This window comes from Campylobacter hepaticus (genome assembly GCF_001687475.2).
Lineage (GTDB): Bacteria > Campylobacterota > Campylobacteria > Campylobacterales > Campylobacteraceae > Campylobacter_D > Campylobacter_D hepaticus.
This window is the reverse complement of sequence record NZ_CP031611.1, coordinates 1087824-1111387: the sequence shown is the minus strand read 5'-3', so window position 1 is coordinate 1111387 and position 23564 is coordinate 1087824. Positions and strand designations below refer to the sequence as shown.

25 protein-coding genes and 1 pseudogene are annotated in these 23564 nt (G+C 28.3%); 10 read left to right on the top strand and 16 right to left on the bottom strand.

Annotated elements, in window-relative coordinates; all coding sequences use genetic code 11:
* From A2J15_RS05455 to bamA, 7 genes and pseudogenes are all read right to left on the bottom strand, one after another.
* Positions 1-918, bottom strand: coding sequence for a tRNA dihydrouridine synthase (locus A2J15_RS05455; RefSeq protein WP_066778522.1), 918 nt, complete (start codon positions 916-918; stop codon positions 1-3).
* Positions 915-1898, bottom strand: a complete 984-nt coding sequence (locus A2J15_RS05450; protein ID WP_066778524.1) for a hypothetical protein — start codon at positions 1896-1898, stop codon at positions 915-917. Before A2J15_RS05450 ends, A2J15_RS05455 begins: the two co-directional genes overlap by 4 nt.
* On the bottom strand, positions 1888-2250 hold the full coding sequence (dksA, locus tag A2J15_RS05445) for an RNA polymerase-binding protein DksA (RefSeq protein ID WP_066778527.1): 363 nt from the start codon (positions 2248-2250) through the stop codon (positions 1888-1890). Before dksA ends, A2J15_RS05450 begins: the two co-directional genes overlap by 11 nt.
* Before the next feature lie 11 nt (positions 2251-2261).
* On the bottom strand, positions 2262-2711 hold the full coding sequence (locus tag A2J15_RS05440; RefSeq protein WP_066778641.1) for a 23S rRNA (pseudouridine(1915)-N(3))-methyltransferase RlmH: 450 nt from the start codon (positions 2709-2711) through the stop codon (positions 2262-2264).
* 1 nt (position 2712) lies between these two features.
* The gene (gene accD / locus A2J15_RS05435; RefSeq protein WP_066778528.1) at positions 2713-3555 is read right to left on the bottom strand and encodes an acetyl-CoA carboxylase, carboxyltransferase subunit beta; all 843 of its coding nucleotides are present in this window, start codon (positions 3553-3555) and stop codon (positions 2713-2715) included.
* Positions 3556-3657, bottom strand: a pseudogene (locus A2J15_RS07755) (hypothetical protein); the annotation flags it as partial.
* Positions 3658-3705: 48 nt separating this feature from the next.
* Positions 3706-5925 carry an outer membrane protein assembly factor BamA gene (bamA, locus tag A2J15_RS05430; RefSeq protein ID WP_066778533.1) on the bottom strand — a complete coding sequence of 740 codons (2220 nt, stop codon included), beginning with the start codon at positions 5923-5925 and terminating at the stop codon, positions 3706-3708.
* Between the two features lie 77 nt (positions 5926-6002).
* Here bamA and A2J15_RS05425 point away from each other — a divergent pair, with 77 nt between their 5' ends.
* From A2J15_RS05425 to rimP, 9 genes are all read left to right on the top strand, one after another.
* The gene (locus A2J15_RS05425) at positions 6003-6830 is read left to right on the top strand and encodes a prephenate dehydrogenase (RefSeq protein WP_066778535.1); all 828 of its coding nucleotides are present in this window, start codon (positions 6003-6005) and stop codon (positions 6828-6830) included.
* 108 nt (positions 6831-6938) lie between these two features.
* Positions 6939-8258, top strand: coding sequence for a peptidoglycan metallopeptidase Pgp6 (gene pgp6 / locus A2J15_RS05420; protein ID WP_066778643.1), 1320 nt, complete (start codon positions 6939-6941; stop codon positions 8256-8258).
* Positions 8258-9142: a UDP-3-O-acyl-N-acetylglucosamine deacetylase gene (lpxC, locus tag A2J15_RS05415; protein WP_066778537.1), complete on the top strand. Its 885-nt coding sequence runs from the start codon at positions 8258-8260 to the stop codon at positions 9140-9142. Before pgp6 ends, lpxC begins: the two co-directional genes overlap by 1 nt.
* Positions 9143-9180: 38 nt before the next feature.
* Positions 9181-9582, top strand: a complete 402-nt coding sequence (locus tag A2J15_RS05410; protein WP_066778539.1) for a glycoprotease — start codon at positions 9181-9183, stop codon at positions 9580-9582.
* Between the two features lie 8 nt (positions 9583-9590).
* Positions 9591-10469 carry a homoserine kinase gene (gene thrB, locus A2J15_RS05405; RefSeq protein ID WP_066778541.1) on the top strand — a complete coding sequence of 293 codons (879 nt, stop codon included), beginning with the start codon at positions 9591-9593 and terminating at the stop codon, positions 10467-10469.
* 24 nt (positions 10470-10493) lie between these two features.
* A complete protein-coding gene (locus A2J15_RS05400; RefSeq protein WP_083074297.1) occupies positions 10494-10751 on the top strand; it encodes a YlxR family protein in 258 nt (85 codons plus the stop codon).
* Entirely contained in the window at positions 10738-13347 is a 2610-nt protein-coding gene (gene infB / locus A2J15_RS05395; protein ID WP_066778542.1) for a translation initiation factor IF-2, read from the top strand. The genes A2J15_RS05400 and infB overlap by 14 nt, the downstream gene beginning before the upstream one ends.
* Positions 13344-13706 carry a 30S ribosome-binding factor RbfA gene (rbfA, locus tag A2J15_RS05390; RefSeq protein WP_066778544.1) on the top strand — a complete coding sequence of 121 codons (363 nt, stop codon included), beginning with the start codon at positions 13344-13346 and terminating at the stop codon, positions 13704-13706. The genes infB and rbfA overlap by 4 nt, the downstream gene beginning before the upstream one ends.
* The gene (gene rimP / locus A2J15_RS05385; protein ID WP_066778546.1) at positions 13696-14118 is read left to right on the top strand and encodes a ribosome maturation factor RimP; all 423 of its coding nucleotides are present in this window, start codon (positions 13696-13698) and stop codon (positions 14116-14118) included. The genes rbfA and rimP overlap by 11 nt, the downstream gene beginning before the upstream one ends.
* 25 nt (positions 14119-14143) lie before the next feature.
* Here the strand turns inward: rimP and uraH are convergent, their stop codons facing one another.
* The 4 genes from uraH to A2J15_RS05365 all read right to left on the bottom strand — a co-directional run bounded on the left by uraH (position 14144) and on the right by A2J15_RS05365 (position 17255).
* Entirely contained in the window at positions 14144-14557 is a 414-nt protein-coding gene (uraH, locus tag A2J15_RS05380) for a hydroxyisourate hydrolase (RefSeq protein ID WP_066778548.1), read from the bottom strand.
* 163 nt (positions 14558-14720) lie between these two features.
* Positions 14721-15527: a metal ABC transporter permease gene (locus A2J15_RS05375; protein ID WP_066778550.1), complete on the bottom strand. Its 807-nt coding sequence runs from the start codon at positions 15525-15527 to the stop codon at positions 14721-14723.
* On the bottom strand, positions 15520-16374 hold the full coding sequence (locus A2J15_RS05370; RefSeq protein WP_066778551.1) for an ABC transporter ATP-binding protein: 855 nt from the start codon (positions 16372-16374) through the stop codon (positions 15520-15522). Before A2J15_RS05370 ends, A2J15_RS05375 begins: the two co-directional genes overlap by 8 nt.
* Before the next feature lie 8 nt (positions 16375-16382).
* Positions 16383-17255: a metal ABC transporter solute-binding protein, Zn/Mn family gene (locus A2J15_RS05365; protein WP_066778553.1), complete on the bottom strand. Its 873-nt coding sequence runs from the start codon at positions 17253-17255 to the stop codon at positions 16383-16385.
* 251 nt (positions 17256-17506) lie between these two features.
* Between A2J15_RS05365 and A2J15_RS05360 the strand changes: the two genes are divergently transcribed.
* On the top strand, positions 17507-19288 hold the full coding sequence (locus A2J15_RS05360) for a PhoX family protein (protein WP_066778554.1): 1782 nt from the start codon (positions 17507-17509) through the stop codon (positions 19286-19288).
* A gap of 38 nt (positions 19289-19326) precedes the next feature.
* Here A2J15_RS05360 and trxB read toward each other — a convergent pair whose 3' ends face one another.
* The 5 genes from trxB to A2J15_RS05335 form a co-directional block, all read right to left on the bottom strand.
* Positions 19327-20265, bottom strand: coding sequence for a thioredoxin-disulfide reductase (trxB, locus tag A2J15_RS05355; RefSeq protein WP_066778556.1), 939 nt, complete (start codon positions 20263-20265; stop codon positions 19327-19329).
* Positions 20266-20395: 130 nt separating this feature from the next.
* Entirely contained in the window at positions 20396-20710 is a 315-nt protein-coding gene (trxA, locus tag A2J15_RS05350) for a thioredoxin (protein ID WP_066778558.1), read from the bottom strand.
* Between the two features lie 56 nt (positions 20711-20766).
* Complete coding sequence (locus tag A2J15_RS05345) at positions 20767-21105, bottom strand: YraN family protein (protein ID WP_066778561.1); 339 nt, start codon at positions 21103-21105, stop codon at positions 20767-20769.
* A complete protein-coding gene (locus tag A2J15_RS05340) occupies positions 21105-22352 on the bottom strand; it encodes a homoserine dehydrogenase (RefSeq protein ID WP_066778563.1) in 1248 nt (415 codons plus the stop codon). The genes A2J15_RS05345 and A2J15_RS05340 overlap by 1 nt, the downstream gene beginning before the upstream one ends.
* 3 nt (positions 22353-22355) lie before the next feature.
* Positions 22356-23558, bottom strand: coding sequence for an LL-diaminopimelate aminotransferase (locus tag A2J15_RS05335; protein WP_066778565.1), 1203 nt, complete (start codon positions 23556-23558; stop codon positions 22356-22358).
* Positions 23559-23564: the final 6 nt, after the last annotated feature.

Below are 23564 nucleotides of genomic sequence, written 5' to 3'. Positions count from 1 at the left end.
TTAAAAGAATAATTGTATTAATTCTCTCATTTTTTCTATATCATTAATGTGATTGATTTCATCTCTAAAAGCTGAAGCATCTTTATATCCTTTAGAGTATTCGTGTAGATGTTTACGAAAAAGGCTTGTACCTTGAGTTTTATAATGTTTTATCATTTCATCAAAATGTGTAAGTATGATTTCTTTTTTTAAATGTTCGTTAACTTTTTTATTATGTTTGATTTCATAAAATATCCAAGGATTCCCAATACTCGCACGTCCTATCATTAATCCATCACATTTTGTAATATTATAAACTTCACTAGCATTTTGTGCATTAATATCACCATTGGCAATTACAGGAATTTTGACGCTTGCTTTAGCTTTGGCTATAGATTCGTAATCAGCCTTGCCGCTATATAATTGTTTTCTTGTACGCCCATGAATGCTTATAAAATCTACCCCTAAACTTTGACAAATTTGAGCTATTTTTTCGGGATATTTTTCATTAAAACCGAGTCTAAATTTAACACTTGTTAGATTTTTTTTATTATTTTCTTTAATTACTCCTACAAGGGTTTTAAAAAGTTCTAAATTTTCTAATAAAGCACTACCTGCACATTGTTTTACAACTTTATTTACAGGGCAACCACAATTAAAATCAATTCCATCGATAAAATTGATTTCATTTAAAATTTGTACAGCTTTTTTGATAATTTCTTTATTAGATCCTGCAATTTGAACTATATAAGGTTTTTCAAGATCAGCACGTTCTAACATACGTAAGGTTTTAGAATTTTCATAAACTAAGGCATTAGAACTTATCATTTCACTTAAAGTTACATCAGCACCAAATTTTTTTACCACATTGCGAAAGGGTAAATCAGAAAAACCTGCCATAGGAGCTAAAAATAAAGGCTTTTGACTAAAATCTATCATTGTATAATTTGTTTAAGATCTATTTTGATATTTTTTTCGCGTAATATTAAAAAAGCTTGAAATTCATTAAATTGTTTGTCATTATGAATTTGATTTCTTAGTTCATCTAAAAGTCCAAATTCAGCTAAAAGATATAAATAAGCTTTTAAAGCTTCATTTTTTTCATTTTTAATTTTATTAAAAATTCCTATAAGAGCATCAGGATTTAAAAGTGTAGTGCTAAGTTTTGCTATATTAAGATAATCTTTTTGGCTAAGAGTTTGATGAGAAATTAAAACTTCATATTCTGCAGCATTTAAGTTTAAGCTACCTTCTTTGAAGCGTTTTATGAGATTAAGAATTTGAAAAGGTTTTTTGGTAATTTGTATATTTTTAATTTGTTCATAATTTGCTTTTTCTAATAAAGCGTTAAAGGCAATTTCTTCAAATTCATTTTTAATTTCATTAAGATTTTTAATTTTTGAATAAGCATAATTGATATCTTGTTTGAGATGATTTTTTTCATTTTGTATAAATAAAGCATTATTATTATCTAGTTTATATTTATTAAGATTAAAATATTCACTATGATTTAAACCATCAATGAGATCTAAAATTTCATTAATTTTATTTGAATGCGGGATTTTTTCATGGGTTTTTATAGTTTTAAAAAATTGTGCAACAGTTCTAAATTCTTTTGTTTGAAAAGTGATTTTAGAATCTTTTTGAAGCAATAAATCTTGTGTATAGTTTTCAAATTTAGCTGCATCTTTAAAAAAATGCTTAAATTTTAAATAACGCAAGAAACCATATAAACTTATATGGAAAACGCTTAAAATCATGTAAATGATTAAAGGAATAATTAACCATATCATTATAGGGAGTTCTAAGGTAGTATTTTTAATAGTTAAGGTATAATTACCTAATTCTAAATGCCAAGCAAAGCCAATAATAAGTGCTATATAAATAAAACTTGCAAATAAAAAAAGTTTAATTTTCATGTTTTTTTCCTTGTTCTGCAATTTGGCGGCAAGTGATGCAATATCTTGCATGTGGTTTAACCTTAAGTCTTTTGGTATCGATTTCATCATCACAGGATTCGCAAATTCCATAAGTGTCATTTTTAATTTTTTCTAAAGAATTTTTAATTTCTAAAAGTTCTTCTTTAAGATTAGTGCTTATGGTAAAATCAATTTGTGAACCTGTTTCTATAACAGAAAAATCAACACTATCGCTTGGGACACTATTGTGAAGTGCTTCTATTTCTTTAGAATTACTGTGCAAATTTTCTATAATGGTTTTTTGTCTTTCTTCTAAAATAATTTTAAAATTTTGTATCTCATTTTTTGTCATTTTAAAACTTTCTATTTGTGATAAGGATGATTATTATTAATACAAAAAGCACGATAAATTTGTTCTAAAAGTAAAATTTTAACAAATTGATGTGCTAGGGTAAGTTTACTTAATGAAAGTTTAAAATCTAAACTTTGAGTGAATTCTTCTCTTAGGCCATAGGCTCCACCTATGAAAAAACTAAGTTCATTTTTATTTTGAATGAGTTTTGCAAATTCTATACTTGTAAGATTTTTTCCTTTTTCATCAAGAACGATACAATAGCCTTTTTTATGAGGAATAAAAGCTTCTTCATAGCTTTTTTTAGCTTCTAAAATACCTAAATTTTGAGCAGAGGATATTTTTTTGTTAAAGATATGAATTTGTTTTAAAGTAGCGTATTTGGAAATGAGTTTGGAGTATTTTTCATTCCAGGTTTCTAATTTGTTATTTTTTTGAATACAAAAGATATTAATTTGCAAATTATTTTCCACTAAAAAATTTAAGCACATCATAAAGATATTGTTTTTGCTCTCCTCTTGGAATTATAGCATCTATAAGTCCATGTTCTAGCAAAAATTCTGCTTTTTGAAAACCTTGAGGTAAATCAGAACCTATGGTTTGTTTAATAACTCTTACACCAGCAAAGCCTACTAAGGCTTCAGGCTCAGCTATGATTAAGTCTCCAAGCCAGGCAAAAGAAGCGCTAACTCCGCCCATGGTAGGATCAGTTAAAATGCTGATATAAGGGAGTTTTTCTTTGCTTAGAAGTTTAAGTGCAGCGCTGGTTTTACTCATTTGCATTAAAGAATATGTGCTTTCTTGCATTCTGGCTCCACCACTTGCACTTACAATAACAAGGGGATTTTTGTTTGCAATAGCTCTTTGAATAGCACGAACAATCTTTTCTCCTTCAACTGAGCCTAAAGATCCCCCCATAAACGAAAAATCAAATACAACAAGTTGAATTTTTAAGTTATTAATTTCACATTCTCCACTAATTACTGAACTTTTTCTACCTGTTTTATTTTCTCCTTCATTGAGACGTTTTTTATAAGATTTACTATCAACAAATTTTAAAGGATCAATAGCTTCTAAATTAGCATCATATTCAATAAAACTATTTTCATCACTTAAAAGTTTAATGCGTTCATTAGCTGAAATTCTCATATGATAATTACATTTTGGACAAACATTAAAACAAGATTCTATTTCTTTATAATACATCAAAGCATGGCAACTTTGACATTTAACCCAATGATTAGGAGCTTCTTTAGTGCTAGGTTGTTGTCTTCTTATTTTCGAAAAAATATCTGCAAAATTCATTTATTTACCTAAAATATTGTTTTTTATAAATTTTAAGATTATATCAAAAATTTTCTTATCTTGGCTTAGGAGAATGAAATTTTCATTTTTTATATCATAAACTTTATAAGATTTTAATTATTATCTTATTTTTTAGGAAAAAATGATTTATTAAAAGCGTGTTCCAAGATTAAATTCAAAAGTACTTGTATTATCGCCTTTTTTATCATTAAGTGGTTTAGCAAAAACGAGTTGTAAAGGACCTATTGGAGTGATCCATTCAATACCAATGCCTGTACTCATTCTTTTTATTTCATCTAAATTTTTACGTCCTATCATACCATAATCAAAAAAGATACTACCACGAAGCTTAATTCTATCAATTAAAGGGAAGCTAAATTCTACAGAATTAGCAAAAGCTATAGTTCCTCCTATTTCATCTCCCCATTGATTTTTAGGACTTACGCTACGGCTTTCAAATCCACGAATTGATCTAATACCCCCTAAATAAATTCTTTGATTAATAGGTAAATAACCTTCATTCCATACTTTATAAAAACTTGCTTTATAGCGATAGATTACATCATATCCTATATAATCTTGCAAACCTTGGTAAAAACTGAATTTAGAACTTGAAGAAATAAATTTTTGATCCCCTCCAATTCCAGCATATTCTAAACTTGTTAGGGCAATAATACCTGATCGCGGTAGATAATAATCATCTGTATTATTAAAGCTAATTCCAGGAGTTATAGAACTTTTAATACTCTTTCCAAGTTCATATCCTGTTCTTAAAAGTGTTGGACTTAAATGATAAATATTGCTTTGTTCAAGATTATAAGTTAGACTTAGATTATAATATCTTGCAAATTGGTGTCCGATAGTAATATCAAAACCATAATTTTTTTCTGAATAATTATCCCATTCATAATCGTTTGAATAAAGTGTTCCACCTAGACTGTATTGACTATCAGCAACTCGTGGATTAACAAGACTGATTCTTCCTGATAAGGTATCATCGCTTTTGTCAATATTTATAGAACTTTTTATTCCTGATCCAAATATATTAGTATCTGATAATGAAGCATTGAGTAAAAGTCCATCGCTTGAACCATAGCCAATACCGCCAGAAATAGCACCTGTTGAGGCTTCTTTGACATCAACAATTAAATCAATATGGGTATTGTCAATTTTTTCTTCTTTAATATCTACATCATCAAAATAAGAGGTTCTTTTTAAAGCATTTTTTGATTCGCTTAAGTCTGTGCGATTGTATAAATTACCTTCTGTTATATAGAGTTCACGGCGTATAACGCGATCAACTGTGCGTGAATTTCCTGAAATAATCACATTTCTTATATAGACTTTATCATGAGGAATGACTTTAAATACAACGCTAGCTTCTTGTGTTTGATCATTTTTTTGGATATCAGGATAAACTTCTACAAAGGCATAGCCTAAGTCCGCACTTTGTATTTCTATAGTTTTTACGTCTTTTCTAATATTTTCTATATTGATGGTTTTATTAATTTTTGATTGTAGGTTTTTAAGCATTTGTGTATTTTCATCTAAGCTAAATAAAGGATTTTCTATGCTTATATTTTTAATTTTATAAGGCTTCCCTTCTTTGATAAAATAGGTTAAATTTGCTTTATAAGTGTCTGTATAGGTTTTAAGATAAGGAGGAGAAACTTGAATATCTAAATAACCTTTTTTCATGTATTCGTCAGTGATTCTTGAGCTATCATTAGCAAGTTCAAAAATTTTCAACTTACCATCATTGCGTCCCCACATCCAACCCATAAATTCCTTTTCTTTATTAACTATAGCTGGTTCTATATCAGAATAAGAAAAATTTTTAGCACCGCTTAAATGAACACTGTTAATAATAATATTTTCACCACGGTTAATGATAAATTCAAGTTCTAAACCATCAGTATTCTCTAAAGTCTTTTTTTTGTATTCTACGGTAGTATCAAAATAACTTTTTGTTTCATAATAAGCTTTAATGCGTTCAAGTGCATTTTTAATATTTGTTTCATCAAATAATGTCCCTTTTCTAATACCTAAAATATTTTCTATTTGTTTTCTATCATTTGATGCTATACCTGTTATAGTGATTTTTGCTATAGTTGGTTTTTCAGTAACAATGATATTTAAAATACCTTTGTTTTCTTCTATGGCAATATTTTCAAAATAATTTTGTTTGTATAAATTAAAAATAGCAGTATTAATTTTTGCAGGATCGATTTGATCTCCTATTTTAAGTCCCATAATCTTGATAGCACTTGTACTGGATAAATAATTTAATCCGCTAAATTGAATATCTTTAATGGTGCTTGCATTAGTTATTATGGCTAATGCACAAATACTAATAAAATGTTTTTTCATTGATTTTTAACCTAAAGCTTTATTAAAAGCTGTATAATAACAAATAAAATTTAACAACAAACCAAGGAAATTAAAGTATGAAAATAGTAATTATAGGACTTGGACTTATGGGAGGTTCTTTGGGGCTTTGTTTGAAAGAAAATCAACTTATATCTTGTGTATATGGTATGGATGCTAATAAACAAAATGAAGAAGAAGCCTTAAAATTAGGGCTTATTCATGAAGTGATAGAATTTGAAAATTTATATTTATGTGATGTTGTTTTTATTGCAACTCCTGTAGATGCCATTATAAAAATTTTACAAAAATTAATTATTTTGCCTTCTAGTACCACAATTATAGAGCTTGGGAGCACTAAAAGAAAAATTATAGAAAGTGTGCCTAATAATTTAATTAAACAAACTCTTTTTGCCCATCCTATGACAGGTACAGAAAATAGTGGCCCAAAAGCAGCTTTTAAAGAACTTTATAAGGATGCAGTTTGTGTGCTTTGTGATAGTGAGGCAGCTCATGATTTGCATCAAAAAAGAGCAGTGGAAATTTTTTCCCATTTGGGGATGAAAATTGTTTTTATGGATAGTAAAGACCATGATCATCATGCAGCCATCATTTCTCATTTGCCTCATGTTATTAGTTTTTCTTTGGCTAATTTTGTCATGAAAGAAGAAAATAAAAGAAATATTGTTCATTTAGCCGGCGGTTCATTTAAGGGTATGAGTAGAATTGCAAAATCTTCTCCGCAAATGTGGGAAAGTATTTTTTTGCAAAATAAAGACAATGTTTTAAATTCTATTGATTTTTTTCAACAAGAATTGGAAAAATGCAAGAAAATGATCCAGTTAAATCAAAAAAATGAATTGCAAGAATGGATGCAACAGGCTAATACTTTAAGGGAAATTTTGTAAATTTACTAGATATTTACTAAGAATATAATAGAATTTATATTAAAAATTTTTAAGGTAAAATTTGTGATAGGAAAAAAAACAAAGATTTATTTATTTATTTTATTTTTAATGATAATTTTATTTTTTTTTATTTCAAAATTAAGTATTTTTGAAAAAAACCCGCCACAAATTTTAATGTCTGATGTTATATATACAAATCTTAAAAAACCTATTTCAGTTCATATAAAAGATGATGAAAGTGCTATTAAAAATGTACAAATTATATTGCATAAAGATGATAATAACACTATGGTTATAGCCGATGAGAAAATATCTAATTTAAAAGATCTTACTTTACAAATTGCTTTGCCTAAATTAGGATATAAAGAAAATATAAAATCTTTGATTTTAGAAATAGTGGCTAAAGATAGTAGTCTTTGGAATTTTTTTGATGGCAATGAAGCAAGAAAGCAAATTGCTTTAATAATAGATAATACACCACCTAAAATAGATATTATAAGTAATTCTTATCAAATTGAGCAAGGTGGTGGGGCTGCTGTTGTATTTAAAGTTGATGATGATAATTTAGATAAAGTATATATACAAACTAATAAAGGAAAAATTTTTAAGGCTACTCCTTATATAAAGGATGGTTATTATGCTGCTTTGATTGCTTGGGATGCAAGAGATGATGAATTTCGTGCTTTTGTAGTTGCTAGTGATAAAGCAGGTAATATTTCTAAAGAACGTATAAAATATTATTTATTAAACCGAAAATATCGTATTTCAAATATTAATCTCACGGATAAATTTTTAGATGGAAAGATTGAAAATTTAGCTAATCAGTATGCTCCAGAGAATAGTAATTTTAACCGTTATGAAAAATTTAAATTTGTTAATGAAACTTTAAGAGATAGTAATGAAGCATTGATTCACGAAGTGACTTCAAAAGTTCCTGAAGAAAAATTAGAACATTTTGATTTAAATTTATTTTTGCCACTTAAAAATGGTATGAAAGTAGCTGATTTTGCTGATCATAGATATTATTCTTATAATGGGCAATTTATAAGTGATTCTTATCATATGGGACTTGATTTAGCAAGTGTAGCACAAGCTCCTATTATAAGCAATAATGAGGGTAAAGTGGTATTTGCTCAAGAAAATGGTATTTATGGACTTAATTTGATTTTATATCATGGTTTTGGTGTATATAGTCTTTATGGGCATTGTTCTTCTAAAAATATCAATTTAGATGAAGAAGTAGCTCGGCAAAGTATTATAGCAAAAACAGGAACAAGCGGTTTGGCATTAGGAGATCATTTACATTTTGGAATTTTGATTCAAGGGGTTGAAACGCGTCCTGAGCAATGGCAGGATAAAAAATGGATTGAAGATAATATTTATAATGTTTTAAATGAAGGTAAAAAGATAATTTTAGGAAAAAATTAATGAAACAATTAACTTTAGCAAAAACTGTAAAAGGTGTGGGTATAGGACTTCATAAAGGCGAACCTATAGAGATTATTTTAGAGCCTTTGGAATCTGATAGTGGTATAGTTTTTTTTAGGAGTGATTTAAATCTTAGTTATAAGGCAAGTCCTGAAAATGTTATTAATACACAAATGGCAACAGTTTTAGGCGATGAAAGAGGTTTTATTTCTACTATAGAACATTTAATGAGTGCAATTAATGCTTATGGAATTGATAATATTCGTATTGTTTTAAATGCTAATGAGGCTCCTGTAATGGATGGTTCAAGCATTAGTTTTTGTATGATGCTTGATGAAGCAGGGGTTAAAGAACTTGATGCGCCTAAAAAAATTATGGTAATTAAAAAAAATATAGAAATAAGAGATGGTAATAAATTTGTACGTTTAATGCCTAGTAAAAATCCTTGTATTAATTATACAATTAAATTTGATAATGCTGTAATAGGTGAACAACATTATACTTTTGAATTTAGCAAGAAAAATTATATAGAAAATATAGCAAGAGCAAGAACCTTTGGATTTTTAAAAGATGTTCAAGCTCTTAGAAGTATGAATTTAGGACTTGGTGGAAGTTTAGAAAATACTATAGTTGTGGATGAAAATCGTATTTTAAATCCTGAAGGTTTGCGTTTTAAAGATGAATTTGTAAGGCATAAAATTTTAGATGCTATTGGCGATTTAACCTTACTTGGATATCGTGTTTTTGGTGATTATGTTTCTTTTGCAGGAAGTCATCATTTAAATCATTTATTAACTAAAGAGTTGTTAAAAGATAAAGATGCTTATGAAATTGTAAGTCTTGAAAAATCAAATGAAAAAGCTTATGAAAAGGTGTTTGCATAAAAACCTCTTTTTTACTTAATGCCTTATCTAAGCCTTTGATGATAGGAATTTATCAAGATGATAAATTAATAAAAACTTATATAAGTGATGAAAAAATAAGTATTTTTTTACCAAAAATTTTAGATAAATTGATGCAAAAATATGATTTTACAGATTTAATTTATGCTAATGGACCAGGTTCTTATATGGGTATTAAAATTTCTTATGTTAGCTTAAAAACTTTAAGTATAATCAAAAATATCCCTTTATTTGCAATTAGTGCTTTTGAACTCAATAATTATGGTCCTATTAGTGCTAATAAAAATTTTTGTTTTGTGTATAAACAAGATCAAATTATTTTAGAACAAAATACCCCAGCAAAGTTTTTTTTACCTAAAAATTTACAAGATCTTAAACTAAATAATGATAATCTTCCTTTTTATTTTTTAAATGCAATTTAGGATAAATTTTGAAAATTTTAATTCCTGCTACAAGTGCAAATTTAGGACCAGGTTTTGATTGTTTAGGGCTTAGTTTACAACTTTTTAATGAAGTGCAAATTGAAAAATCAAGTGTTTTAAGTATTAGTATTACAGGAGAGGGTAGTGATATTATTTTTTTAAAAAAAAATAATATTTTTATTAATATTTTTTATGAAATTTATGAAAAATTAAGTGGTAAAAAAGAAAATTTTCGTTTTATTTTTCAAAATAATATCCCTTTATCTCGAGGTTTAGGTAGTTCTTCTGCAGTTATTGTAGGAGCAATTGCTAGCGCTTATTGTATGAGCGGGTTTAAAGTTGAAAAAGAGCGTATTTTAGATGAGGCTTTAAAATATGAAACTCATCCAGATAATATTGCTCCAGCAAGTCTTGGCGGTTTTGTGTGTTCTTTAGTGGAAAATAATAAAGTTTATAGCATTAAAAAAGAGATTGATAAAGATTTAGCAGCTATCATCGTAATCCCAAATTTAGCAATGAATACAGAACAATCACGTCAAGCTTTAGCAAAAAATTTAAGTTTTAATGATGCGGTTTTTAACCTTTCTCATGCTTCTTTTTTAACTGCTTGTTTTTTGGAAAAAAAATATGAATTTTTAAAATTTGCAAGTCAAGATAAATTGCATCAAATAAATCGTATGAAAAATTTACCCGAGCTTTTTATGGTTCAAAAATTTGCTTTAGAAAACAAAGCTTTAATGAGTACGCTTTCAGGTTCAGGTTCGAGTTTTTTTTCTTTAGCTTATAAAGATGATGCAAAAGATTTATTTTTAAAAATGCAAAAGCAATTTAAAGATTTTTGTGTACGATATTTGGAATTTGATAATAATGGCTTTGAAATTTGCTAAAAAATATAAAAAAAAGATATAATTTTGAAAAAACATATACCAATTAGAATGTGCATAGTGTGTAAAAATCGTTTTGAACAAAATGCATTATTTAGATTTAAAGTTGTTTTAGGAAATATTACAACTAAGATAGAATGTGGAAGAAGTGCTTATTTGTGTCAAAATTGTATTGAAAAAGACAATAAAATTTTACAAAAAGCATTTTCTAAAATGTATAAAAATTTAAATACTAAAATCACCCAGCAAGGACTTAAGGAGATATTTTTAAATGGCAAAAATTAGGATTCATGAAATTGCAAAAGAATTAGGTTATGATAGTAAAGAGATTATTGAAAAAGCGAATGAATTAGGGCTTGAAATAAAAACAGCTTCAAATGCTGTAGAACCAGAAATTGCAGCTGCTATTTATGAATATATACAAACAAGAGAAATTCCAGAAGCATTTAAAAAAAATATCAAAAATAATACAGCTAAAAAAAATAAAAAAGGGGAATTAAAAGAAGCGGTTCATTTTAATACACCTGAAGAAACTTCAATGATTAAAAAAGAAGAAAAACCTAAGCAAGAATTATTAAAAGAAGAAATACAAGTTAAAAAAAGGGATAATTTTAAAAGACAAGAAAATACAGATAATAAACCCCAAAGTCTTGCTAGTGCTACTTTGGCTAAAAGACGTGGTCTTGTTATTGTTAAAAAGAAAAAAGATATAGATGAAAGCGGTTTGAAAAAAGAAGAAAATAAAAATTTAAAGGATATTGTTGTTAATAATGAGGAGCGTTTAAGTTTAAAAACGATGTTTTCAAATGCTGATGAGAATTTAAAGAAAAAGAAACAAGAAAAAAAACCTTTCATTGCAACTAAAAAAGAAAGTACTCAAAAAATGAATTTTTTGGATGAGCATGATTTTGGAGATATTTCTTTAGATGATGAGAATGAAGTGGTTTTACCTGATTTTAGTACTAAAGAACAAGAAAAACCTCAAAATCTTATGAAAACGCAGCCTAATTTTTTACGTCAAGCTGTAGGTAATTCTGCTGGATTTGGTAATGAAGGGGGAATTCAAAGAAGAAGTCGTAAGAAGCCTCCTAAAAAAGTTGAAAAAAAAGAAGTTGAACAAGTAAGCAGTGTTTTTATCCCTAAAGAAATTCGTGTATATGAATTTGCAGATAAAATTGGTAAAAGCACAAGTGAGATAATTTCAAAACTTTTTATGCTTGGAATGATGACAACAAAAAATGATTTTCTAGATGAAGATGCTATTGAAATTTTAGCAGCTGAGTTTGGTATAGAAATTAATATTATTAATGAGGCAGCTGAGTTTGATTATGTAAAAGATTATGAAAAAGAAAATGATGAAAAAGATTTAGTTGCTAGAGCGCCTGTAATTACTATTATGGGGCATGTTGATCATGGAAAAACTTCTTTATTAGATTATATTAGAAAGTCACGTATTGCAAGTGGTGAAGCAGGTGGAATTACTCAGCATGTAGGTGCTTATATGGTAGAAAAAAATGGACGTAAAATTACTTTTATTGATACCCCAGGTCATGAAGCTTTTACAGCTATGCGTGCAAGAGGAGCAAGTATAACAGATATTGTTATTATTGTTGTAGCTGCTGATGATGGAGTAAAACCACAAACTAAAGAGGCAATTGATCATGCAAAAGCAGCGGGTGTACCTATTATTATTGCTATTAATAAAATGGATAAAGAAGGTGCTAATGCTGATATGGTTAAAATCCAACTTGCAGAGATGGAAATTATGCCAGTAGAATGGGGTGGTACTTATGAATTTGTTGGTGTTTCGGCAAAAACAGGAATGGGTGTTGAAGATTTGCTTGAAATTGTTCTTTTGCAAGCTGATATTTTAGAACTTAAGGCTAATCCAAAAAGTTTTGCTAAGGCTAGTGTTATTGAAAGTTCTATACAAAAAGGACGTGGTGCAGTAGCAACAGTTATTGTGCAAAATGGAACTCTTAGTGTCGGAAATACTGTTGTTGCAGGAGAGGCTTATGGAAAAGTGCGTGCTATGAGTGATGATCAAGGTAAGGTTTTAAAAGAAATTAAACCAGGAGAATGTGGGGTTATTGTAGGGCTTAGTGAAGTTGCGGATGCAGGAGAAATTTTAATTGCTGTAAAAACTGATAAAGAAGCAAGAGAATACGCTAATAAACGTCATGAATATAATCGTCAAAAAGAACTTAGCAAATCTACTAAAGTAAGTATAGATGAGCTTGGAGCTAAGATAAAAGAAGGCAATTTAAAAGCCTTGCCACTTATTTTAAAAGCTGATGTGCAAGGGTCTTTAGAAGCTTTAAAATCAAGTTTAGAAAAATTAAGAAATGATGAAATTAAAGTTAATATTATTCATAGTGGAGTAGGAGGTATTACTCAAAGTGATATTGAACTTGCAAGTGCGAGTGAAAATTCTATTGTATTAGGTTTTAATATACGTCCTACTGGTGAAATTAAAGAGCGCGCTAAAGATAAAGGGGTTGAAATTAAAACTTATAATGTAATTTATAATCTCTTAGATGATGTAAAAGCTTTACTTGGTGGGATGATGAGTCCTATTATTTCAGAAGAACAACTTGGACAAGCTCAAATAAGACAAGTAATTAATGTGCCAAAAATTGGGCAAATTGCAGGTTGTATGGTGACTGAAGGTGTTATTAATCGTGGAGCTAAGATTCGTCTTATTCGTGATGGAGTAGTTATTTATGAAGGTAATGTAAGTTCTTTAAAACGTTTTAAAGATGATGCTAAAGAAGTTGCAAAAGGTTATGAATGTGGTGTAGGTATAGAAGGATGTGATGATATGAGAGTGGGTGATTATATAGAAAGTTATAAACAAATACAAGAGCAAGCAAGTCTATGAATCCAAGTGAAATTAAAAAACTTCGCACAGAAAGTATTTTAAAAGAATTAATTCCCGAGGCTTTGGCGAATTTAGATGATGAAAATTTGAAAAATCTTTGCGTGGTAGATGTAGAATGTAAAAAAGGCAGATATGATGCTTTTGTATATCTTGATAAGATGTTTTTTAATATTCACGAACAAGAAAAAATTTTAAATTCTTTAAAAAAAGCAGCTAGAGCTTTGCAAAATTATTGTATGAGTGAACAAGGTTGGTATAGGTGTCCTAATTTTCATTTTAAATTTGATGATAGGCTTGAATATCAAAATCATATGGATGCTTTGTTTGAGAAAATAAAAAAGGATATTCATGAATCTTGAAGCTCTTTGCAAAGAAGTTGGACTTATTTTTTATGATGAGGAATTGCTTAGCGAAAATGGTAAAAAAATTTACCGTATTTATGTAATGAAAAAAGGTGGAGTTACCTTGGATGATTGTGCTAAGCTAAGTGAAATTTTATCTCCTATTTTTGATGTTGATCCGCCTATAAAGGGTGAGTATTTTTTAGAAGTATCTTCTCCAGGACTTGAAAGGAGTCTTAGTACTTTAGATCATTTTGCAAAAAGTATGGGAGAAAAGGTGAAAATTACTACTCATCAAAAAGAAAAAATTGAAGCTCAAATTATTCGAGTGGATAATGAAGATATATTTTTGCAAAATTTGCAAAATCAAGAACAAATTATTTTAAAGTTAAGTGATATAAAAAAAGCTAAGACTTTTGTTATATGGTAGTATTATAAGGGTATGGCCCTTATTTTCAACTTCCTCTATAAGTTGAATATCCAAATGGAGATAGCGTTAGGGGAACATGATAGTGTTTTTGATCTTTTGATGCTTCAAAGCCAACTTCTATATAAGGATAAAAAGATTTTGTATTTTCTTTGTCAAAATAGTCTTTAGTATAAAATTTCAGTTTATAAACTCCAGATACTGTATTTTGAGTATTTGTATAAGGTAAGAAATCTGTTATTCTCCCATTTTCTCCTGTGTATTTTTCATCTATTTTTGTCCATTGATTATTGTTTTCGAGTTTATACAATTCTACTTTAACATTTTTAGCATTTCCACCTTTGCTAATATCTAAAATATGTGTGCTTAATTGATATTCTGCAGCACTTAAGATAATAGGAAGGCTTGCTAAACTTAATAATATTTTTTTAATAGAAATCATTTATTCTCCTTGAATTAATTTTTTATATTTTAATGAAAATAATGTTTTATAAAATAAATAATTATTATCAATTAATATTTTTAAAAATTATTTTCTGTAAGTAGTATTACGTAAAAAAGTATATGAATAATTAAAAATCAAATCAAAATGTTTTTTTATAATTTTATTTTTTTAATAAAAATTTTACTAAAAAATGTATTAAAAAACTAAAGCAAGCTACAGTGATTATACAAGCACCGCTTGAGAGGTTAAGATAATAGCTAAATATAAGTCCTAAAATACAAAAAATTATACTTAAAAAACTTGCTAAAATCATAATAAAACCAAGTCTTTTGGTAAAATTTTCCGCGATAAAACTAGGAATACTTAATAAGGCCATAACTAAAATAAGTCCTACAAGTCTTATAGAAATCACTATACAAAAAGCTATTAAAGTAATGAGCAGATAATGGAAAAAATTGGTATTAATACCACAAACTTTAGTAAATTCAAAATCAAAACTTAAAGATTGAAATTGTCTATAAAATAATAATATTAAAACAATTACAATACCATCAACCATACCCATAAGCCATAAATCTTCTTTTCCAACGGCTAAAATGCTTCCAAAAAGATAGGCCATTAAATCTGTATTATAGCTTGGGCTTAGATCAATTAAGATGATGCCAATTGCCATACCAAAAGCCCAAATTACAGCAATAATACTATCGCTTCTGTGTTCAAAACGTTGGGATAAAAAGGCTATTAAAAAAGCTAAAAATAAAGTAAAAATTCCAGTACTAAGTAAAATAGGTAAGGAAAAATAAAAAGCTATGCCTATGCCACCAAAAGCCCCATGTGTGATGGCGCCAGCCATGGAAAAAAGACGGTTTATCATGATTAAAGTTCCTATAATCCCACAAGCTATACTTACTAAAATGGCTGCTAATAAGGCATTTTGAAAAAAGGTGAAATGTAAAATTTCAATCATGATTTTCCTTTATAAATTTAAGACAAAAGCTTTCTTTTTTAAATTCCGATTTTTTTAAATTTTTTCTTGTGAATTCTTGCATGCATAGTTTTTTGCTATCGCAATTTGCTTCGTCGCAAAGACAAGAATTTAAACTCATTTCAACATCACAAAAATGTGAGTGATTTTCGTATAAATGCTTCAAAAATATACTTTTTTCTTTTTCTTTAGTATTAGTATGTAAAAAAAGTTCTTTATTTAAATATGCAATTTTATCACTATAAGCAAGTACGAGATTAATATCATGACAAATAAGTAAAATTCCCATTCCATCATAATGTAAAGAGTTTAAAAGTTCTAAGATTTGTATGGCAGATTTACTATCAACACTGGCAGTAGGTTCATCTAAGATTAGCATTTTGCAATCACTAACTAAGGCTCTTGCAATAAAAACGCGTTGTCTTTGCCCTCCACTTAAAGAATTAATCGTTTTATTCCAAAAATCTTGCATGCCTACATTTTTTAAAGCTTGCATAGCCTTTTCTTTGTCTTTTTTGCTGTAAAAACCAAAAATTTTTTGATTAATAAGCCCCATAAGGACAATTTCTATTACTCTTGGATAAAAATTAGGATTTACTAAGCTGTGTTGAGGAACATAGCCAATTTCTTTTCTTTGTAGTTCTTGAAATTTTATTTCATTTTTTGATTTTAAAAGTCCTAAGATGAGTTTTATGAGTGTAGATTTTCCTGCTCCATTAGGACCTATGATAGAAAGAAAATCTTTACTATCATAGCTTAAATTAATATTATTTAAAACAGTTTGATTATCATAAGCATAGTTTAGGTTAGAAATTTCAAAAAAAAGCATAGATAAACCTAAAGATTTTTAGAAAGGGCATTAGCTGTTTTTAAAAGTTCATTTTCCCATTCATAAGATAAATGATTTATTTTGTAAATTTGTGCATGAGATTCTTTGGCTAATGCTTTAGCTGCATTTTCAGGGAAATTATTTTGTACAAAAATAATTGTAATATTTTTGTTTTTCATCATAGTGATTAAATTTTGTAAATCTTTACTTTTTGGTTCTTTACCTAAGATTTCTACAGGAATTTGGGTAAGATTATAGCGTTTTGCAAAATATGCCCAAGAAGGATGATAAACTACAAATTCCCTATTTTTTAATTTTTCTAGTTTGGAAGCAATTTGTAAATTTAAACTATCTAGTTGGGCTAAAAATTGATCTAAATTTTGTTTATATAATTTTTTGTTTTGAGGATATTTTTGAATTAAGACATTATAAATATTTAAAGCCATAGTTTGCACTAAAATAGGATCAAGCCAGGTGTGAGGATCAAAATTTTCATGTTTGTGAGAATGATGATCTTGTTCATGATTTACTATCAAAGCTATGTTTTTTTGCATATTCTCAATTTGTAATTTTGGAAAATTTTGTTTAAATTTACTCATAAATATTTTTTCAAATTCTAATCCTATGGTAAAATAAATATCACTTTTTTCAAGTTTTTTCATAGCACTTGCTTTGAATTCAAAATTATGTTCATTATTATTTTGCGGCAATAAAATATTAATATTTAAAGTATCTCCAGCTATTTTTTTAACAAAAAATGCTTGAGGCGGTATACTAACGCTAACTAAATGTGTAGAAGGAGTTTCATTTTTTAAATTTTTAGCCTGTATTAAAGTGCATGATAAAAATCCTAATAGAATAAAAAAAATTGATTTTTTCAAAATATTTCCTCGTTATAAAATTTTAGTAATTATAGCTATATTAAGCTTAATACATTGAATTTATTTAATAAAGTTAGTTATAAAATATAAAATTATTAATGATGTATTAGGTATTTTATCGTTTTTATTAATAACATAAGCTCTAGATCATATTTTAGTTTTATTTAGAGTGTGGTTTTTAAAGTTTCCAAAAAGTTTCCAAATATTTTTATACTTAAGATTATTTTAAAATTTTTAATATTGGAGTCAAAATGGAAAGAAGATTGTTTTTAAAAGGTTCTGTTTTAAGTTCTATGGTAGCTTTTTTTGCAAATTCAAATTTAAATGCTGCTATATTTAAAGATAAAGATTTATTAGGTTTTAAAGCTGTAAAAGCAAGTACAAAAGATGAGGTTATAGTACCTGAGGGTTATGAAGCTAAGGTTTTGATTTCTTGGGGAGATCCACTTTTTAGTAAGGCAAAACCTTATGATGAGAATAAAACAATCAATAAAAGTGCGGTTGAAAATGCTCATTTAGTTTTTGGAGATAATAATGATGGTATGAGTTTTTTCCCACTTTCTAAAACTAGGGGTATTTTAGTGGTCAATAATGAATATATCAATCCTGAAATTATGTTTAACCATCAAGGTAAAAATTTAAATAAAGAAGATGTTTTATATGAACAAGCTAGTGTAGGTGTAAGTATATTTGAAATTCAAAAAAATATAAATGATTGGACTGTAGTTTTAGATTCTAAATATAATCGTAGAATAGATGCAAATACTAAAATTAAAGTTAGCGGATCAGCTAAGTTAGCAGTTTTACAAAATGAAAAATTTGTTTATGGAACTTTTGCTAATTGTGCTAATGGGCAAACACCTTGGGGAACTTATATTACTTGTGAGGAAAATTTTGATGATTTTTTTGGAAGTTCTGATGAAAATTTAGAATTTAATGATGCGCTTAAACGTTATGGTTTTAAAAAAACTAGTCATTATGGTTGGGAAAAATTTGATTCAAGATTTGATTTAGCTAAAAATAAGAATGTTTTAAATCATTATGGCTGGATAGTAGAAATTAATCCTTATGATGCCAATAGCATTCCTATTAAAAGGACTTCTTTGGGGCGTTTTAAACATGAAAATGCTGAAATTATTGTAGAAGAAGATGGAAGTGTTATTGTTTATATGGGTGATGATGAAGCAAATGAATTTATTTATAAATTTGTAAGTAAACATAAATACAAAAAAGGTTTTGATACAAGTAAAATTTTAGATGAAGGTATTTTATATGTAGCACAATTTGATGGTGAAATAGGAGATTTTAAAGGAAAAGGGAAATGGTTGGCTTTAGAGTATGGAAAAGACGGTTTAGATGAAAAAAATGGTTTTAAATCTCAAGCTGATGTGTTAATTAATACCCGTATAGCAGCAAGTATAGTTGGAGCAACTCCTATGGATAGGTGTGAGTGGATAGCAAGCCATAAGCATAGTGGATCTAAGGAAGTATTTGCTACGCTTACTAATAATAAAAACCGTAAAGAAGCTAATGCTGTTAATCCTAGATTGAAAAATGTTTATGGACAGATTATAAAATGGATGCCAAAGCATTCCCATACACAAAGTGATTTTGAATGGGAAATTTTTATTCTTGCAGGAAATCCTGATAATCAAAAATCTTTATATAAGGGCTCAAATAATATTACAAGTGAAAATAAATTTAATTCTCCTGATGGTTTGAAATTTGATAGGGATGGTAGGCTTTGGATACAAACAGATGGATCTTATTCTAATAAAGGAGAATATGAAGGTATGGGAAATAATTGTATGCTAGCAGCAAATCCTAAAACAGGAGAAATTAAGCGCTTTTTAACAGGACCTATTGCTTGTGAATTAACAGGTATAGCTTTTAATGAAGATTATACCACTATGTTTGTAGGTGTGCAACATCCTGGAGAAGATTTAAAAGGAAGTACTTTTCCTTATGGGAAAACGCCTAGATCAAGCGTAGTGATGATAAGAAAGCTTGATAATGGGGTCATAGGAAGTTAGATAAATATAGAAGTTGTAAAATCAACTTCTATAATTTTTTAATGTAGACTTTCTATATAAGATATAGCACTAAGTGCAGCTATAGCTCCATCACCTGCAGCACAAATCACTTGTTTTGGAGCGTCTTTTCTAAGATCACCTGCAACAAAAAGTCCTGGAATATTTGTTTGCATTTTTAAATCTACGCTTACTTGTCCATTTTCTTCCATATTACATAAAAATTTTCCATTATCTTGTTTTAAAATTTCATTTCTTACATTTAAACCTACAAAGGTAAAAATTCCTGGAACATTTAAATTTTTTATGTCACCATTTTTTAATTTGACTTTTACACCCAAAACGCCTGTTTTATCTCCATATACTTCATCAATACTTGCATTGGTTATTAGTTCAATTTTTTCATTTTTCTTTGCTTTTTCAACAGTAGAAGGAATGGCTCTAAATTCATCTCTTCTATGAATAAGATATACTTTAGAACAAATATTGGCTAGATATAAAGCTTCTTCTAAGGCTGTGTCTCCACCCCCTAAAACTGCAACTTCTTTATTTTTATAAAAAAAACCATCACAAGTTGCACAAGTGCTTACACCTTTTCCAAAAAATTCTTCTTCGCCTTTAAAACCTGCTTTTTTAGGAGAGGATCCTGTGCAAACTATAACAGCTTTAGCAAGTTGCGATTTTCCTCCTCTAATGTTTATGGTAAAACTCCCATCATTATTTTGCAAAATTTGTTGTACTTCTACCATTTCATGTTTTAAGCCAAAACGCATACATTGTTCATTCCAAGGTGCCATAAAAGAAATTCCATCCATAACTTGTGCTACACCCGGGTAATTTTCTATTTCAGAGCTTAAGGTGATTTGTCCTCCAGGCATACCTTTTTCAAACATTACTACATTTTTAAGTCCACCTCTAGTAGCATAAAGTCCTGCACTAAGTCCTGCAGGACCTCCACCTATAATTGCTAAATCTAACATTGCTTTTCCTTTATTTTAAGTTTTTATTATTAATAATAATATAAAAATTATTCTTAACAGCAACTAATTATATTTAGTATACATAGAAATTTAAAGTAGTAGGCTAGTATAAAACTAGCCTTAAGGTTTTTTATAATAAAGAATTAAGTTTATCGCTAATTGCTTGTTTTGATTGTGCTCCAACTAATTGGTCTACTACTTCACCATTTTTAAAAAAAATCAGTGTTGGTATAGAACGAACACCAAATTGAGCTGCTAAATCACCTTGTTCATCTGTATTGACTTTGCAAATTTTAGCTTTACTATCAAAATCATTTGCAAGCTCATCTATAACTGGACTAAGCATTCTACAAGGTCCACACCATGGAGCCCAAAAATCAACTAAAGATACACCTTCTTTTGCTTGATCGAAATTATCACTTGTTAATTCGATATATTTTCCCATAATTTTTCCTTTCTCTAATTTTCCTCTAATTGTATTTTATTTTTTTAAATATCAGCTTAAAAATTAATATTTTCAAAAAATTGTATTGTGTCATTGTTGATACAAATAAGATCAACTTGAAAATCATTAAAATTCCCGTATTTAAGATGATAAAAATCTATAGTTTTTAAAATTTTTTCAAGTTTTTTAGAATTTAAACGCTCAGAAGTTTCATAATCATTTTGAGTGAATTTTACTTCTATAAAATGTAGAATTTCATCTTTTTTTGCAATAATATCAATTTCACCAAATTTAGAATGAAAATTTCTTTTAATAAGAGTGAAACCTTGTTTTTTGAGAAAATTACAAGCTTTATTTTCCCCTAAAATTCCACTTAAATAAGATTTTAAACCCATTATTCTATACGCATCATAAAAGGTTTTGTTTTTATGAAATCTTGTTGGTCTAAAATTTTAAGTAAATTTTGTATACTTTTTTCGTAGGTTAAGTGTGTAGTAAAAAATAAAGTGCTATAGTTTTCATCATTTTTTTTAGGTTTTTGCAAAAAACTATCAATGGAAATATCATTTTGACTCATCAATTGAGTAATTTTAGACAAAATCCCTATTTTATCTTCAACTTTCATTCTTAAATAATATTTTGTATAGATTTCATCTTTATCTAAAAGTTTATATTCTAAGGTATTTACAAAGCCCAACATAGGAGTTTTTGCTTGATCTTTGGCTATATCCATAAGATCTGAAATAACTGCACTAGCAGTAGCTTTACCTCCTGCTCCAGCACCATAATATAAACTTTCTCCTAATAAATCCCCATTAATGCTTATAGCATTCATTACCCCCTCAACTTTAGCAAGCATGGTGTCTTTATTGATCATAGTAGGATGTACTCTTAATTCTACTTTATTTTCGCGTACTTTTGCAATACCTAAAAGTTTGATAGTTAATTCAAATTCATTAGCAAAATATATGTCTTCAGGAGTGATTTGGCTAATGCCTTCAATTAGAATATTTTCAGGTTTAGCTTTAAGATTATAGGCTATACTTGATAAAACAAGAAGTTTATGGGCTGCATCTTGACCTTCTATATCAAAGCTTGGATTAGCTTCAGCATAACCTAAATTTTGAGCCTTTTCTAAAGCTTGTTTAAAGCTCATATTTTTCTCGCTCATAGAGCTTAAAATAAAATTGCTTGTACCATTTAATATGCCTTTAATAGTTAAGATATTATTTGCACTTAAACCCTCTTTTAAAACTTTAATGATAGGAATTCCACCAGCTACACTAGCTTCATAACCAAAGGCTATATCTTTGGCTAAATTTTCAAGTTCGTAACGATGGTAGGCTAGCATAGCTTTATTTGCAGTTACTACAGCTTTTTTCTTTTTTAAAATTTCACTAACTATTTTAAAGGTTTCATTAACTCCACCCATTAATTCTACAAAAACATCTACTTCAGCATTTAAAATTTCATCAATGTTTTGGGTTATGGGAATTAAAGCATTTTTTTTAGGAGTTCTAGTAAGAGCAATAACAGGAGTAATATTTTTTCCACATCTTGCACGTATAAGTTTTTGATTTTCTAAAAGAAATTGAACCACGGCACTTCCTACTGTACCATAACCAAGAATTGCTATTTTCATGATTTATTCTTTTAAATATTTTTTAATATTACGTGAAGCTTGTCGTATACGATTTTCATTTTCAATTAAGGCAATTCTTACATAATCATCTCCAGCTTCACCAAAACCTATACCAGGACTTACTGCAACATTAGCACGTTGTAGGAGTTGTTTAGAAAATTCTAAGCTTTTTAAATGTCTTTTATTTTCAGGAAGTTTTGCCCAAACAAACATACTTGCTTTAGGTTTTTCTAAATTCCATCCCGCATTTTCAAAAGCTTCAGTTAAAATATTCATTCTTTTATAGTAGGTATTGCAAATTGTATTTACACAGTTTTGATCCCCATCTAAGGCTATAGTAGCAGCCACTTGAATAGGTGTGTACATACCATAATCAAACCAAGATTTTATTTTTTTAAGTGCATTGATTAAGCGTTTATTTCCTACTACAAAACCTACACGCCAACCTGCCATATTGTAAGATTTGGATAGGGTGTAAGTTTCTACTGCTACATCTTTTGCCCCTTCAACTTCTAAAATAGAAGGGGTTTTATAATCATTATAGGTTAAATCTGCATAGGCTATATCTGAAATAATATAAAATCTTTCTTTTTTTGCTATTGTAATTAATCTTTGATAAAAACTTTTTTCACAAGTTACAGTTGTTGGGTTATGAGGGAAATTGACTACAATATATTTTGGACGTGGTATGCTTTCATTTAAGGTTTTATGCAAATCTTCAAAAAATTGATTTTCATTTAATTCAAATTTTTCATTATAAATTAATGGCATGGTTGCTACATTCCCTCCTGCTATAATAAAAGCTTGAGTATGGATGGGATAAGCAGGAGTAGGTACTATAGCAACATCACCTGGATTAATGATAGCTCTAGCAAGATTTACAAAGCCTTCTTTAGATCCCATAGTGGCTACAACTTCATTTTCAGGATCTAAAGTGACATTGTATTTTCTTTTATACCAATTACAAATTGCCAAACGAAGTTTATAAATTCCCATAGAAGTAGAATAACCTGAAGTTTTATCTTTGTTTGCACTTTGACAAAGTTTGTCAATAATATGTTGTGGAGTTTTGCCATCGGGATTTCCCATTGAAAAGTCGATGATATCTTCTCCAGCACGTCTTGCTGCCATTTTAATTGCATTTACCTCTGCAAAAACATAGTTTGGAAGTCTTTCTATAGTGTTAAAACGGATTTCATCGAACATTATTTT

Excerpts from the sequence above, each read along its gene's own strand:
- A2J15_RS05455 (WP_066778522.1), bottom strand. The coding sequence starts at position 918 with ATGATAGATTTTAGTCAAAAGCCTTTATTTTTAGCTCCTATGGCAGGT.
- trxA (WP_066778558.1), bottom strand. The coding sequence starts at position 20,710 with ATGGGAAAATATATCGAATTAACAAGTGATAATTTCGATCAAGCAAAA.
- A2J15_RS05425 (WP_066778535.1), top strand. The coding sequence starts at position 6,003 with ATGAAAATAGTAATTATAGGACTTGGACTTATGGGAGGTTCTTTGGGG.
- dksA (WP_066778527.1), bottom strand. The coding sequence starts at position 2,250 with ATGACAAAAAATGAGATACAAAATTTTAAAATTATTTTAGAAGAAAGA.
- A2J15_RS05345 (WP_066778561.1), bottom strand. The coding sequence starts at position 21,105 with ATGGGTTTAAAATCTTATTTAAGTGGAATTTTAGGGGAAAATAAAGCT.
- A2J15_RS05335 (WP_066778565.1), bottom strand. The coding sequence starts at position 23,558 with ATGTTCGATGAAATCCGTTTTAACACTATAGAAAGACTTCCAAACTAT.
- bamA (WP_066778533.1), bottom strand. The coding sequence starts at position 5,925 with ATGAAAAAACATTTTATTAGTATTTGTGCATTAGCCATAATAACTAAT.
- A2J15_RS05360 (WP_066778554.1), top strand. The coding sequence starts at position 17,507 with ATGGAAAGAAGATTGTTTTTAAAAGGTTCTGTTTTAAGTTCTATGGTA.
- infB (WP_066778542.1), top strand. The coding sequence starts at position 10,738 with ATGGCAAAAATTAGGATTCATGAAATTGCAAAAGAATTAGGTTATGAT.
- A2J15_RS05340 (WP_066778563.1), bottom strand. The coding sequence starts at position 22,352 with ATGAAAATAGCAATTCTTGGTTATGGTACAGTAGGAAGTGCCGTGGTT.
- rbfA (WP_066778544.1), top strand. The coding sequence starts at position 13,344 with ATGAATCCAAGTGAAATTAAAAAACTTCGCACAGAAAGTATTTTAAAA.
- lpxC (WP_066778537.1), top strand. The coding sequence starts at position 8,258 with ATGAAACAATTAACTTTAGCAAAAACTGTAAAAGGTGTGGGTATAGGA.
- uraH (WP_066778548.1), bottom strand. The coding sequence starts at position 14,557 with ATGATTTCTATTAAAAAAATATTATTAAGTTTAGCAAGCCTTCCTATT.
- rimP (WP_066778546.1), top strand. The coding sequence starts at position 13,696 with ATGAATCTTGAAGCTCTTTGCAAAGAAGTTGGACTTATTTTTTATGAT.
- A2J15_RS05410 (WP_066778539.1), top strand. The coding sequence starts at position 9,181 with ATGATAGGAATTTATCAAGATGATAAATTAATAAAAACTTATATAAGT.
- trxB (WP_066778556.1), bottom strand. The coding sequence starts at position 20,265 with ATGTTAGATTTAGCAATTATAGGTGGAGGTCCTGCAGGACTTAGTGCA.
- pgp6 (WP_066778643.1), top strand. The coding sequence starts at position 6,939 with ATGATAATTTTATTTTTTTTTATTTCAAAATTAAGTATTTTTGAAAAA.
- A2J15_RS05370 (WP_066778551.1), bottom strand. The coding sequence starts at position 16,374 with ATGCTTTTTTTTGAAATTTCTAACCTAAACTATGCTTATGATAATCAA.
- A2J15_RS05450 (WP_066778524.1), bottom strand. The coding sequence starts at position 1,898 with ATGAAAATTAAACTTTTTTTATTTGCAAGTTTTATTTATATAGCACTT.
- accD (WP_066778528.1), bottom strand. The coding sequence starts at position 3,555 with ATGAATTTTGCAGATATTTTTTCGAAAATAAGAAGACAACAACCTAGC.
- A2J15_RS05375 (WP_066778550.1), bottom strand. The coding sequence starts at position 15,527 with ATGATTGAAATTTTACATTTCACCTTTTTTCAAAATGCCTTATTAGCA.